The sequence below is a fragment of the Paracrocinitomix mangrovi genome (assembly GCF_019740355.2).
GTDB classification, from domain to species: Bacteria; Bacteroidota; Bacteroidia; order Flavobacteriales_D; family Crocinitomicaceae; genus Paracrocinitomix; species Paracrocinitomix mangrovi.
On the sequence record NZ_CP091819.1, the window covers coordinates 3,704,567 to 3,718,163 of the forward strand.

The following is a 13,597-nucleotide window of genomic DNA, read 5'->3' on the forward strand; positions in this document are numbered from 1 at the left end:
AAAACCATTGCTAAAACAGCCATTGCTGCCACAATAGTTTTAAGATTTTGGTCTATGAATGTAGGAATATCCTCTCCAATCGAGGTAATTGATAAACAGTGTTTTAAATAAAAGAAAAAATTAAACTTCTCTGGCCGGAGGTAGGTCGTTGTCTTGTTCCTGACTCTCAGATTGCTCTTTGGGTTTTAGCCAACTGTACATTCCGGTCCACACAGCAATAGTTAAAAAGGCAGCTGTATAGGTAAACCAGTTTTTAGATGCGTCAATTTCCAAGACTAATGCAAGAAATACAGAGATACCAACAACGAATACTAATGCTACAAGGGTTGCAATTAAACCCGCTAAGAATTTTGTTTTCATATTAGTAATTTAGGGTATTTTTTAATCCCTCAGCTACTTTGTCTGCATTTGTTAGCAATTCAGCTTCCAAAATTGAATTCAACGGAATAGCAGGTGTATCAACAGATCCTATAATTTCAATAGGAGCATCAAGACTTTCAAAACAGTTTTTCTGAATTTTACCGGCAACTCCTAATGTGAAGCTCGCTTCCCTAGATTCTTCAGTAACCAAAACCACTTTATTATGTTTTCTTACTGATTTGTAAACAGTTTCCTCATCCCACGGACTTAAAGTTCTCAAGTCAATAATTTCAACTTGTCCTGGGAATTGTTCAGCAGCTTCTAATGTCCAATAAACACCTCTACCGTAGGTTATTACAGTTACACTTTCTCCTGCATTGATTTTATCATTATCAGCTTCCTGAACTATGCGTGCTTTTCCAAAGGGAACCACATAGTCTTCATCAGGCTCTATGGTCATAGCCTTTTCTGTTCCTTTAATTTTAGACCAGTAAAGACCTTTGTGCTCTAGCATTACAACAGGATTTGGATCATAGAAAGCGGCTTTCATCAATCCTTTTAAATCTGCACCAGTACTTGGATATGCAACTTTAATTCCTCTTATATTGGTTACTACAGACTCTACAGATGAAGAGTGATAAGGACCACCTGAGCCATAAGCCCCAATAGGTACTCTAACAATTGAACTAACCGGCCATTTACCGTTAGAAAGGTAGTATGATCTGCTTACCTCAGTAAATAACTGATTCAATCCCGGCCAAATGTAATCGGCAAACTGAACTTCTACAATTGGTTTTAATCCAACAGCAGACATACCAACGGTAGAACCAATAATAAAAGCTTCTTGAATTGGTGTATTAAAAACTCTTGCGTCTCCAAATTGTTGCGCCAAAGTTGCTGCTTCACGGAAAACTCCTCCTAATCTTCCTCCAACATCCTGTCCATATAACAGGGCTTCAGGGTGTTTTTCCATTATCTCTCTAATTCCGAATAGCGCAGAATCTACCATTACAGTTGGTTTTTTACCTGCTGGTTCTCTTTCTCCTTTTTCTTCAGTGATTGGAGTAGGAGCGAAGTAGAAATCCTGGATACTTTTCGGATCCGGCTCTTCGGCGTTCATTGCCTTTTCAAATTCTTCGTCAATAAACGCTCTAATATCTTTCTCAATCTGAGTAATATCCTTTTTTGCAATACCTGCATCTTGTGCAAGTTTTGTCATTTTTGGATAAGGATCTCTCAACGCATGCTCGTCTAAATCATCACGATACCATTCTTTTCTTACTCCTGAAGTATGGTGTCCTAGCAAAGGAACTTTAGCGTGAATTAAAAATGGACGTCTTTCTTTTCTAATAGTATCTATTACCTCTTTTACAGTTTGGTAAGCTTCGTCAAAGTCACTACCGTCAATGGTTCTAACTTCAATCCCTTTAAAACCTTTCATGTAATGAGTAATATCCTGCGCACGTGTTTCTTTCGCATTTGCAGAAATATCCCACTCATTGTCCTGTACTAGATAAAGAATTGGGAATTGCTTTAAAGCAGCCATTTGAAAGGCTTCTGAAACTTCCCCTTCAGTGCATGATGCGTCACCTAATGAGCAAACCACTACCGGTTTTTCATCTCCATAATCTTCATCAATTCCTGTAATCTCTTTATATTGAATCCCCATTGCAACTCCGGTAGTTGGAATGGCTTGCATTCCGGTTGCCGAAGACTGGTGAGGTATTTTTGGCATGTCATCCCTGTTCAAACTTGGGTGACTGTAATAAGTTCTTCCTCCAGAGAATGGATCATCTTTTTTAGCAAAAACTTGCAACATCACTTCATAAGGCTCCATTCCGATTCCAAGCAAAATACTGTCATCTCTGTAATATGGAGCAACCCAATCTTGTGGTTTCAGTTGCATTCCAACTGCCAATTGAATGGCTTCGTGTCCTCTTGAAGTAGCATGTACATATTTGGATGTTACTTTCGCATTCTCCTCATACTTTTCAGCCATGGTTTTGGCCGTACACATCAATTTTAACCCTTCTTCAATAACTGATTTAGGTGTTTTAACTTTTGATTTTGAAGATTTTTTAGTGGACACACTGTTCTTTTTTGTAGCTGTTTCTGCCATGTTTCAGATTTCTCTTGGGCTCACAAATATACGAATTTAAAAGGAAGAAATCGTGACTTTATCCCCTCATCAAACCTTTTGTCAAGTAATTTTCAAACCAAAGCAGCTATTTCTTAATTTAGGGCAATCTATATATTGTCACAAAAAATATTCACATGAATTTTAAACTACTTTTTACTGCACTTATTGGATTTGTAAGTATTGCTTCAATTGCACAGGCTGATTTGACCCTTGAAGATGCTGTTATGAATCAGTACAGAAGGTATTATCCTGCGCATACTCCAATGGTAAATTGGATACCTAATACAAAGAATTATACTTATCTGTCTGCAGATTATCAAACGTTAAAGATGAGTGATGCTAAAAAGAAAACAGTTTCTGATTTAATTTCAACTGCCACTTTGAAAGATTTAACTAATGAGACTTTCAGATATGTGAATGTTTTAGAGTGGAAAAATGGAAATAGTTTTTACACTGCAAGTGGATCCAAATATTACTTGATTAATCCTGCTTTGAAAACATCTAAAGAATTGGGTGTTCTTCCTGAGGGAGCTGAAAACGGAACCTTGTGCAGTGGTAACGATCATATCGCTTATACAATTGACAATAATCTATATGTTCAAACTCCCAAAAATGAACAATTACAAGTAACAAATCTTGACAAGTCTATTGTTTCAGGGCAAGCAATTGCGAGAAGTGAGTTTGGAATTACCAACGGAATATTTTGGTCTAATTCTGGAAAATATCTGGCTTTTTATCAAAAAGATGAATCAGAAGTAGCAGATTATCCATTGTTAGATATTACAACAAGAACTGGAAGCTTAAACTCAATTAAGTATCCAATGGCCGGAACAAGTTCAGAAAAATCTGCAGTTGGAATATACAATGTTGAAAACGGTAAAACAGTGTACATCAAACCTAAAGGAAATGCAGATGATTACCTAACAAATGTTGGATGGGGACCAAATGACAAATTTGTGTACATAGCTGAGTTGAATAGAGGACAGGATCACATGAAATTGCAAAAGTACAGTGCAGAAACAGGTGAGTTTGTAAAAACATTGTTTGAAGAGAAAGCCAAAGAATGGGTTGAGCCTGAGCATCCTGTATATTTTGTGAATGACAATCAGTTCGTATGGATTTCTGAAAGAGATGGGTTCATGAATTTATACCTGTATGATGCAGAAGGGAATTTAGTTAAGCAATTGACAAACAATAAATGGGTAGCACAAGGTGTTGTTGGACACAACGGCAATGTAGTTTATTATCAAGGGACAGGTGAAAGCCCATTAGAGACCAACTATTTTTCAGTTGATATTAATTCTGGTGAGCAAAAAACTTTGACAAAAGGAGGAACTCATTCAGCTGTTTTTAGTTCAGACTGTAAGTACATGTATGTAACCATGGAAAACAGAGAGACACCAAACATTGAAACTGTTAGAGACAATACCGGTAAAGAGTTAAAAGAAGTATTGAATGCAGCTAATCCTTATAAAGAGACCAAACTAGGTATTTCTGAATATGGAACAATTAAAGGTGGAGATGATAAAACTGATTTGTATTACAGAATGATAAAACCGGCTGATTTTGATGCCAATAAAAAATACCCTGTTTTGGTATACGTGTATGGAGGTCCTCATGCTCAATTAGTGACTGATTCGTGGTTAGGGGGAGCAAGTTTATGGATGCACTGGATGGCAAATCAAGGATACATAGTGTATACTGTTGACGGAAGAGGTTCAGCTAACAGAGGGTACGCATTTGAAAGTGTAATCCATAGAAATTTGGGAACTGCAGAAATGGAAGATCAGTTGAAAGGAGTAGAATATTTAAAATCTCTTCCTTATGTTGATGCCAATAGATTGGCAGTTCATGGATGGAGTTTTGGTGGTTTTATGACTACTTCTTTGATGTTAAGACAAGCAGGAGTATTTAATGTAGGAGTAGCAGGAGGACCTGTAACGGATTGGCAATATTATGAGGTGATGTACGGCGAAAGATACATGGATCGTCCTGAAGAAAACGAAGAGGGTTATAAAGAAAACAGGTTGATGGAATACGTTAAAAACTTGAAAGGGAAATTATTGTTGATTCATGGTACTGTAGATGATGTTGTTGTGATGCAACATAATTTAGCTTTGGTAAAAGCCTTTGTTGAAGAAGGAGTACAGGTTGATTTTTTTCCATATCCAATGCATAAACACAATGTTAGAGGTAAAGATAGAGTACACCTAATGGAGAAAGTTCTTACTTACGTCATTGAAAACAACAAATAGAGTAGTTTATTGTTATCTTTAGTAGTATGGGAAAAATACTACTTTGGGTATCTCTTTTTCTAAGTACTTATACTTTTGGTCAAAAAGGTGTAATTACATTGACAGATGAAAATCTTGGAAATTCATTTGCTAAAGATGTTTTATTGATTGAGGATCAAGAGCATCAATATGAATTAGCAGATGTCCAAAATTTGCCTGATTCTTCATTTAGTAGTCCTTCTAATGATATTCCAAATTTGGATTTTACCACTTCATCATGGTGGATGAAGTTCAGTGTAACCAACAACAGTTCGTTTTCCTATTTTATTTTAGAAACTGCTCGTCCAATCACAAACAAAGTTGAGTTTTATGAAGTAAGGGGAGAAAATGTTGAGAATGCTTTTGTTTCCGGTGACGATTTGCCTTATGAAAATAGGGTTGTTCCTCATAATTTGAATCTGTTTCCAATAACCATTTATCCAACCCAAACTAAGCACTATTATGTGCGAATGGTAAGTGATGGCGAGGTAATTACTTTGCCAGTAAAAATCCAGGATAAAATGAGCTATTTTGAAAGAGATGCGACTCAGCAGTATGGTCACGGATTCTACTATGGAATGATGTATCTCATCACTGTGATTTACTTCTTTTTCTTCTTGATTTTACGCGATAGAACTTTTCTGTTTTACATAATTTATGTAGCAACACAGGCTTTTTTGCAGTTAGGATTGGATGGGTATGCTTATCGATACCTATTTCCTTCCGGTGGATACATGGCAAATCACTTTATTCTTTTGATTGCAGGAGTCACTGTTTTTTCACTTTTCAATTATGTGATAAGCTTTTTAAACCTGGCTGAGAAAGATCCTAGAATGAACAAGGTGTTACGTGGATTGCAGGTGGTAGTTGCAGCCGTTACATTGATGTCATTGATTCCGGGAAAAACATATGAAATTGGATTTCCGGTAATTAACGGGATTTCTCTTTTAAGTATGATTGCAAGTGTGTTTGTGATTTTCAGGTTGATTTACAGAAAAGAGAAAGTAGACATTTCTTTTGCCATTGCATTTATCATATTGATCTTGGGAGCAATTGTATTCATTTTGGGAAATTTCAACATAGTTGGAGATGCAGTAATAGCACAGAATGCATTGAAAATTAGCTCAGCCTTGGAGGTGACAATTTTGAGTTTATCTATGAGTAATAAATACCGTAGATTACAGGAAGAGAAAGAAGAAGCTCAAAAAGAATCATTAAAGCAATTACAAGAGAAGAATGAATTGATGGATGACATCAATATCAAACTGGAAAAACAAGTAAAAGATCGTACGGCTGAAATAGAAAGACAAAAAGAAGAATTAGCAACTAGTAATGAAGAGATTTTGAGTAGTATTCATTATGCAAAGCGAATTCAAGAAGCCATTTTACCATCTGATCAGCATGTAAAGAATTTATTGCCAGAGTCCTTTGTGTTATATACACCAAAAGATGTAGTAAGTGGAGATTTTTACTTTGTAGAAAAAACTACGACATCTACTAGTGAAACTGAATTGGTAATTGCTGCTGCTGTTGATTGTACTGGACATGGAGTGCCGGGTGCTTTTATGAGTATTGTTGGAAACAATTACTTAACTGCCAGTTTAACAGAAGCTAAAGTTAATGATGTGGCGGCTGCGCTTAATTTTTTGAATGAAGGAGTTGTTAATTCTTTAAGACAAAATAAAGGCAATAAGGAAAAGGTGCGAGATGGGATGGACATTGCGCTTGTGGCATATGATAAAAAAGGAAGTCAACTTTATTTTGCCGGGGCAAAGAATCCTGTTTATATCGTAAGAGAAGTTGTTGGAGAGGACGAAGATTTCAAACCTGATCCTGAAAATAAAAATCCGCTTAAAGCAGAAGATTCAAATTTATTTTTGAAAGAAATTAAAGGAGATTCACATCCAATTGGTGCTTATATAGGAGAAGAGTTAAAGCCATTTAATTATCATGCAATTAATGTACAGAAAGGAGATATGATCTATATTTTCTCAGACGGTTATGCAGACCAATTCGGAGGTCCTGATGGCAAAAAGTACAAGTACAAAAACTTTAAAAAATTCTTGTTGTCAATCGCCAATGAAAGTGCGGATGTTCAAAAGGAAAAACTTCAACAAGAATACGAGCGTTGGAGAAGTGATTTTGAGCAAATAGATGATGTGCTGGTAATGGGATTTAGAGTGGTTTAATATTGATTGCTTGATAGTTATCACTATTCTTAATAACTTCACCTTATAACTTTGAACAAAATCAATCTAAAATGAAAACAAGAATTCTGGCCATTGTTGCCGTATTTATTTTAATTACCTCTTTTACCTATCAAGTTCAAAATGACTGTAGTCCTTATTTTCCGTTAAAGAAAGGAACGTCATGGGAATATGAAAATTTTGATAAAAAAGGAGAGCTGGAGGGTACAGACAAAACGACTGTTTTGGATATAATCGCAGAAGGTGAAAAAATAATTTACAAGTTAAAAGGGGAGCATGACGGTGCAAAGAAAAAAGAAAAAGATCACTTTGAAAGAGACTTTGAGTATACCTGTGAAGATGGGCAGTTAAAGATGAGCGTTGATCATTTAATTCCACAAGAAACCAGAGATGGAATGAAAGACATGGATATTGTGATGGAGCAATCTGAAATGTCTTTTCCAAAAGAGTTGAAAGTTGGTGACGCCTTGCCTGATTCATGGGTCACAATGAAAGTATCTACCAATGGGATGCAAATTATGTCTATGAGAGTAGATGTAACTAACAGAAAAGTAGTGAAAGAAGAAGAAATCACAACAAAGGCAGGAACTTTTAAATGTTTACTTATTTCTTATGACAGTAAAACTGATATGGGAATGATGAAAACAGAAAGTTCAACCAAAGAGTGGTATTCTCCTAAAGTAGGAATGGTTCAGTCTGAATTCTACGATAAAAAAGGTGAATTAAGTTCAACTAGAAAGCTCCTTAAGTTTACTGAAGGAAGTTAAATTCTAACGTACACCTGTCTGGTATAAACAGATATGGTTCCGTATTCATTATTACCGGTGAAGCAGAATTCATCATCAGAATAGGTGAGTTCTTCTTCACTTCTAATGGTGTCATTTTTATATTCGAAATTCCCTGTATATTCTTCACTTTCAATGTAAAATGTAAAGTGATTAATATCCCCATCAACATTTATAAAATCGGTTTTTGATTTGCTGGTTTCTTCTCCGTTATAATATGCTCTTAACCAATACCTTTTTTCAAATTTCATTCTTCTAATTCCATTGGCTTCAGAAATGTATGAAGTATCTACTTTGTTAGGACAGGTGTAATAGGTATTGTTTTCAACTGCTACAAATGACCAGTCACCTATTAATTTGTCGTAATAGCTGTTATAAGAATTGTCATGCTTACTGCAGGATAAAAGTATGATGGTAACTGCAAGGGTAAGGGTCACTTTCATGGATTACAATATACTTATTTATTTTCGTATAACTATGATTTCAGTTCGGCGATTGAGTGCCATATTTGACTCATTTTTATTCTCTACAGCCGGAGATAAAGAACCAAAATAGCTGTGCTTAAATCGGTTAGAGGAAATTCCTTTTGAAACTAAATAGTTGATAACAATTTGGGCCCGTTCATTTGACAAAATCAAATTTCTGGCATTGCTCATGCTATTATCAGTATGACCTTTTATCTCAAATTTAAGAGAAGGGAAGTCTTTTAAAAATTGTCCAAATTTATCCAGCTTGTTTTTTGATTCAGCTGATAATTCTGAACTGTTATGATTAAAATATATAGTAGGGATTACGTAATGATCAAGATTGTAATCACCTCCGTTTTTCAATACTTGAGGATCATTGCATTGATTACCTATTTTCTCCATGTACCAATAACCGTCCAGCTGATCACAATTAATGATTTTAGATTTGTAGATGCCATTTAAAACCAAACCACTTCCGCTTATTATTTCATTTTCATAAAAGTACACCTGCCCGTTTTTTATTTCGCCTTCTAATGTTGATCTGCTGTCCTCTGCATACTGCATGTCTGTCCAAATGAACATTCCCTTGAATTTTAATCCATTTACTTCTTGTATCCAAACTACCATTGGGTAAGTGGCATTAACATTACAGGCGTGTTGTTTAAACTTACCTGTCCATGCGCCAAGTAAAAAGTCTGCAGTAGTAATTTTGTCACAATTGTCTTTTTCAGAAATCGCCTTGGATACATTGATTTTTCCTCCACCACAATTGCCTCCAGCTGTCCAAGTGCCTATTAACTTATAAGCTTTGTCCTCCTTGTTTAGCGTTAATTGACATTTTTTAATGCACCAATAAAAATTGTTTGAGGGAAAGTAACCATCCTTGCTTTTGTCTTCTTTTAAAATTTCTTTCTCTTGAAAATTGAGTTGGCCATCTTTATAAGTTCCCAGGAAAGTGATGGTTCCAAAGTTGCCAGACTGTGTTTCTTTGATGAATGTTGTGCCTTTAGCTATCCCATTAGATTCAATCGTGTCGAGTCTGATTTCAAAGTAGAATTTTTGCTTACCGTTTTGCGTAAGTTCACCAGTATAAGTTCCTGTCTCAACATCTTGCTGTGCTAAAACAGTTTTACCTAGTAAAATAAATAGCAAAAAATAGTAACGCATTTTAGGGTTCAATTAAGCAAAGAAAGATACAAAAAAACCCGATCTGTATTAGACCGGGTTTATAGTGATATTATGAATTGGATTAGTTCGCTGTAATCTCAAATTCAGTACGTCTGTTTAATTGACGTCCCTCTGCAGAATCATTGGTTGCAACAGGTTTGTCTGAACCATATCCTTTAGCAGTTAATCTACTTTTGTTGATTCCTTTTCCAACAAGGTAAGCCATTACCGCATCTGCTCTGTCTTGAGATAAGGTAATATTTCCCTGTGCTGAACCTGTATTATCAGTGTGTCCTGATAATTCAATTTTAAGAGATGGAACATCTTTAAGTAGTTTAACCAATCTGTCCAACTCAGCATTGGATTCAGGTCTTAAGTTTGATTTTCCCGTATCAAAGAACACATTTCTAAGTGCGATTTTTGATCCCACTTTAATGTTCTTCAACTCAATTGTTTTGTTTACAAGGTTGTACGCAGATCCTTCTGGAATGTCAAAGTTTTCTGAATGGAAAAGGTATCCGTCAGCCTTAACCGCAATTCCGTAGTTGGCACCTGAATTCAATGATAAAAGGAATTTTCCACTGGCAGAGTTAGTTGTAAAATTTTCAACTGATTCACCAGTTTGGTTGTTGATGATTTCAATAACAGCTTCAACCGGTTTTTTGGTTAATGCATCTACCGTTTTACCTTTAAATACTGTAAGGTTTGCAGATGTAGTTACTTTTACTTCAGATGCTAATTCAGGATCTTGAATAGGCTTGGCTACTGAAGCCAATAAATAATCCTGTGTAGCAAGAGCAGGTTCTTTTTCAGGACCCCAGAAAGTAACTTTGTAGATATCAAATCCGCCTTCACCACCTTCTCTGTTTGAAGCGATATAGGCAAATTTTCCATTTGCAGTTGCAGCAAAAAAGAAATCATCATAAGGAGTATTAATTGGATATCCCATGTTTACTGGTTTTGACCAGTATCCACTTTTCTCTTTTGTAGACATAAAAATGTCGTATCCTCCCATACTATTATGCCCTTCAGAGGCAAAGTACATTGTTTTACCATCAGGGTGAAGATAAACTGGTCCGTCATTGAAAGTTGTACTAGTTGCCATTTCTCTATTTGGTAATCCCCACTCTCTGGTTCTAACATTTACAACTCCTGAAACCATGATTTCGTAACCATTGTTTTCAGATGATTTTGAATAATAAATCAATTTGTCATTGAAGTTATATGCTGCATAAATATCATCTGATTTCAAGTTGATATTTCTTGAAAAAGATACAGGCTCTGTCCACTCATCTCCTTTTTGAAAAGATTCGTAAATATCAAAGTGACCTGCTGGTGTAATTTGATTCAACAATAACTTAGTTCCATTGTACGAGAAGTTATTTGAGATATCATCTTTCTCTGTATTGATTTTATTTCCTTTGATAGGTTTTGGAGTACTCCATTTTCCATTTTCAAAAGTAGAAGTGTAGATATCATCATCATATTTACCCACTTCATTAGGGCTGTGACTATTAGGTCTGTCAGATGTAAGTACCATTTCACTTCCATCCATTGTAATAGAAGGTGCATAATCGTTGTATTCAGTACTTACTTCAGGAACCTGATCAACCCAAGCTCTAACAGGGCTTGCGTGCAGTGTTTTTCCTGATTGACATTCTTTATAACGCTGTTTTACGAATTTGCCGAATCTGTCTGCTTTTTTATATTCATTTTCAAATTTTTGATAAAATTTTAAAGCTTCGTCAAATTTGTACTCTAACTGTCTCGCAAATCCCATATAGTAGTTCATGAAGTGATGAACTTCAGGGTTCAATTCGTAAGCAGTTTCAAAGTATTTTGTGCATTTAACTTTGTAACTAGAGTGTGCGTAACAAACCCCCATCATAAAGTTTAACTCAGCACTTTTAGGATTGAATTTGAATGCTTTTTCAAATTGCTCCAATGCCTTCCAGTAATGTAACTCAGGATCTTTGGTAGCGAAAACCTCTTGATTTCCTAATTCCCAACTTTCTTTCCCTTTTTCATATGCTTCAAAGGCCGTTTTAAAACCGTCTTTGTCTTCAAAATTCTTTGCTTTCCATTCTACATCTTGTCCAAAAACTGTAAAACCAAAAGCTATTAATGATATTGCAATTAAATTTTTCATGTTTCTTTCAGTTTATATTAGTTTGAACAATTAGTTGAATGATAATTTTTAGCTAGTTCAGAACCTAATTCTCTAGCCTTGTGCCAATCTTCGCATGCCCCTTCCATGTCACGTAACATTTCTTTTGCATTTGCTCTATTTACATAAGCATCTGCTAAATTTTTGTCTAATGAGATTGCTTTGTCTGCATCTTTTTTAGCTTTTTCATACTCTCCATTTTTGAAGTAAGCTCCAGAACGGTTGCTGTATGCAGGTGCATATGAACTGTTGATCTCAATTGCTTTTGTAAAATCATTAACTGCATCTGAATATCTCTCCATTTGCATTTCAGTAACCCCACGGTTGTTGTATGCTAAATAGAATTTAGCATCTACCGACAATGCTCTATTGAAAGCTTTAAGTGCTTCATCATAAAGCTTCATTCTTGTTTTGGTAGTACCTATATTATTTAAAACAAAAGCAAGGTTTGCATTTTTTCTAGCAGCTTCTTCGTAGTCTTTTACTGCTTGAGCATATTTTTCTAACATTCTGTAGCATGAACCACGATCATTGTATGCATATGCATCTTCCGGACGCAATTCAATCACTTTTGTAAACTGCTCAATAGCCGATTCGTAATCTTTTTGCATGAATTTCAATGTCCCAAAGTTGTAATAAGCAAGCGGGTTTTTAGGATCTAATTCAATAGATTTTAAATAATCTTTCTCCGCGCTTAAATACTCTTTCATTCCTTGATAAGCCCAGCCTCTTTGGAAGTACCCTTTTGCGTATCCAGGCTTTTTTTGCAATAAAACATCCATTGTTTTTACCGCTTCTTTAAACTTTAAAGCTTTGTTTTCTGCAATGGCCTTATTGTAATAAGCTGGTGTAAAATTTGGATCTGCTGAAATAGATTCAGAGAATTTGTTGATTGCTCCTTCGTACTTTTTTTGGTTGAACAATTCAATCCCGGCATTATATGCTTTTTGGGATTTTTCGATTGCTGCATTAGTTTCGTTTAAGTTAGCGATCGAGTCTCTATAAGCTTTCTCTTCCGGTGTCAACTCATCCTCAATTTGAGCAAAAGTTGATAAACACAGGAAAGAAGCTGCAAGGGTAAACAGTATTCTTTTCACAACGATTTAATTTTTAGAATGGAGCATGAAAATAATTGAATTTCCTTAAAAATCAAGGATTATCAATGATTTGAGTTATTAACAATTGTTGATAACTACGACATGTTCCCGGTTAACTAGTTCTAGCTCATTGAGAAAATCGTGCCAAACAAAAAAACATGTTACGTTGAAAGTCCAATTTTTAATCCAATTGTATATAGGTATTCTCTAATCGGTGCATCAATGGCAGTTGTTATGCCCATTTTGAATTCTGGACCAATTTCGAAATGCGCATTTCTTGCATGAAGCAGATAAAATTGAAAATTAGGATTAAAGTTAAGCCCTAAAAAATAACGATCAAATATGGATGTTTTATCCTTGCCCTCAAAAATTGAAGATGGATTGGTTGATAAGTAATTTGTAGAGTTTAAGTATAAATTATTAGAAATACCTGCATTCAGTTCTATTCCAAACCGTCTAGAGTCACTGGGAAAACTACTTTGATAAGTAATCATAAGAGGGATTTCAATAAAGTGATGAAATTCTTTTTGTTTGAATTCCAATACTTGCATTTGTCCTGATGGTACTGCAGAAATAAAAGTTCCTTGGAATGTGTAGCCTAACATTCTGTAATTAATAGCTGAACTGAGACCAAACTTATTGCAAAAAAAATAAGTAAAGTCAATACCAATTTCATTTCTGAAAGCAGCATTTTCCATACTGTCTCTATTAGATACAATTGTTTCATATATGCCGGAAGTATCTTGTTGGTAAGTTAAATGTCTATAAGAATAACTGTGAGCAGAATGTATACCAAATTCAAACTTATAACTCCTTTGTGAGTACAAGGTGTGACCCATTAGAAATATGGTTACTATTGAAATGAAATATCTCATTGAAGAAATTTTTAAATCAATTCTTAATGTTTGAAGATAACCGAAGTAACCTTAAAATA

The 13,597-nt window shown here is 35.2% G+C and carries 10 protein-coding genes; 3 read left to right on the forward strand and 7 right to left on the reverse strand.

The features are described from left to right. Nucleotides 1-120: 120 nt before the first annotated feature. Together K6119_RS16540 and K6119_RS16545 are read right to left on the reverse strand one after the other, a co-directional pair. A complete protein-coding gene (locus K6119_RS16540; RefSeq protein WP_221833462.1) occupies nucleotides 121-360 on the reverse strand; it encodes a hypothetical protein in 240 nt (79 codons plus the stop codon). A 1-nt stretch (nucleotide 361) separates the two neighbouring features. Then, nucleotides 362-2,377 carry an alpha-ketoacid dehydrogenase subunit alpha/beta gene (locus K6119_RS16545; RefSeq protein WP_237828174.1) on the reverse strand — a complete coding sequence of 672 codons (2,016 nt, stop codon included), beginning with the start codon at nucleotides 2,375-2,377 and terminating at the stop codon, nucleotides 362-364. A 257-nt stretch (nucleotides 2,378-2,634) separates the two neighbouring features. Here K6119_RS16545 and K6119_RS16550 point away from each other — a divergent pair, with 257 nt between their 5' ends. The 3 genes from K6119_RS16550 to K6119_RS16560 all read left to right on the forward strand — a co-directional run bounded on the left by K6119_RS16550 (nucleotide 2,635) and on the right by K6119_RS16560 (nucleotide 7,747). Next, nucleotides 2,635-4,755, forward strand: coding sequence for a S9 family peptidase (locus K6119_RS16550; RefSeq protein WP_221833467.1), 2,121 nt, complete (start codon nucleotides 2,635-2,637; stop codon nucleotides 4,753-4,755). A gap of 26 nt (nucleotides 4,756-4,781) precedes the next feature. Beyond that, nucleotides 4,782-6,962 carry a 7TM diverse intracellular signaling domain-containing protein gene (locus tag K6119_RS16555; protein WP_221833469.1) on the forward strand — a complete coding sequence of 727 codons (2,181 nt, stop codon included), beginning with the start codon at nucleotides 4,782-4,784 and terminating at the stop codon, nucleotides 6,960-6,962. Nucleotides 6,963-7,033: 71 nt separating this feature from the next. Beyond that, a complete protein-coding gene (locus K6119_RS16560) occupies nucleotides 7,034-7,747 on the forward strand; it encodes a DUF3108 domain-containing protein (protein WP_221833470.1) in 714 nt (237 codons plus the stop codon). Here K6119_RS16560 and K6119_RS16565 read toward each other — a convergent pair. From K6119_RS16565 to K6119_RS16585, 5 genes are all read right to left on the reverse strand, one after another. Further along, on the reverse strand, nucleotides 7,744-8,208 hold the full coding sequence (locus tag K6119_RS16565) for a hypothetical protein (protein WP_221833471.1): 465 nt from the start codon (nucleotides 8,206-8,208) through the stop codon (nucleotides 7,744-7,746). The two genes, K6119_RS16560 and K6119_RS16565, sit on opposite strands and share 4 nt — an antisense overlap. Before the next feature lie 18 nt (nucleotides 8,209-8,226). Further along, nucleotides 8,227-9,399 (reverse strand): OmpA family protein, encoded by a 1,173-nt coding sequence (locus K6119_RS16570; RefSeq protein ID WP_221833472.1) that lies wholly within the window; start codon nucleotides 9,397-9,399, stop codon nucleotides 8,227-8,229. Nucleotides 9,400-9,481: 82 nt separating this feature from the next. Beyond that, the gene (locus K6119_RS16575) at nucleotides 9,482-11,548 is read right to left on the reverse strand and encodes an OmpA family protein (protein ID WP_221833473.1); all 2,067 of its coding nucleotides are present in this window, start codon (nucleotides 11,546-11,548) and stop codon (nucleotides 9,482-9,484) included. A 17-nt stretch (nucleotides 11,549-11,565) separates the two neighbouring features. Beyond that, nucleotides 11,566-12,663, reverse strand: coding sequence for a tetratricopeptide repeat protein (locus tag K6119_RS16580; protein ID WP_221833474.1), 1,098 nt, complete (start codon nucleotides 12,661-12,663; stop codon nucleotides 11,566-11,568). Between the two features lie 161 nt (nucleotides 12,664-12,824). Beyond that, nucleotides 12,825-13,538, reverse strand: a complete 714-nt coding sequence (locus K6119_RS16585; protein ID WP_221833475.1) for a hypothetical protein — start codon at nucleotides 13,536-13,538, stop codon at nucleotides 12,825-12,827. Nucleotides 13,539-13,597: the final 59 nt, after the last annotated feature.

Excerpts from the sequence above, each read along its gene's own strand:
- K6119_RS16575 (WP_221833473.1), bottom strand. The coding sequence starts at position 11,548 with ATGAAAAATTTAATTGCAATATCATTAATAGCTTTTGGTTTTACAGTT.
- K6119_RS16565 (WP_221833471.1), bottom strand. The coding sequence starts at position 8,208 with ATGAAAGTGACCCTTACCCTTGCAGTTACCATCATACTTTTATCCTGC.
- K6119_RS16570 (WP_221833472.1), bottom strand. The coding sequence starts at position 9,399 with ATGCGTTACTATTTTTTGCTATTTATTTTACTAGGTAAAACTGTTTTA.
- K6119_RS16555 (WP_221833469.1), top strand. The coding sequence starts at position 4,782 with ATGGGAAAAATACTACTTTGGGTATCTCTTTTTCTAAGTACTTATACT.
- K6119_RS16540 (WP_221833462.1), bottom strand. The coding sequence starts at position 360 with ATGAAAACAAAATTCTTAGCGGGTTTAATTGCAACCCTTGTAGCATTA.
- K6119_RS16550 (WP_221833467.1), top strand. The coding sequence starts at position 2,635 with ATGAATTTTAAACTACTTTTTACTGCACTTATTGGATTTGTAAGTATT.
- K6119_RS16585 (WP_221833475.1), bottom strand. The coding sequence starts at position 13,538 with ATGAGATATTTCATTTCAATAGTAACCATATTTCTAATGGGTCACACC.
- K6119_RS16560 (WP_221833470.1), top strand. The coding sequence starts at position 7,034 with ATGAAAACAAGAATTCTGGCCATTGTTGCCGTATTTATTTTAATTACC.
- K6119_RS16545 (WP_237828174.1), bottom strand. The coding sequence starts at position 2,377 with ATGTGTACGGCCAAAACCATGGCTGAAAAGTATGAGGAGAATGCGAAA.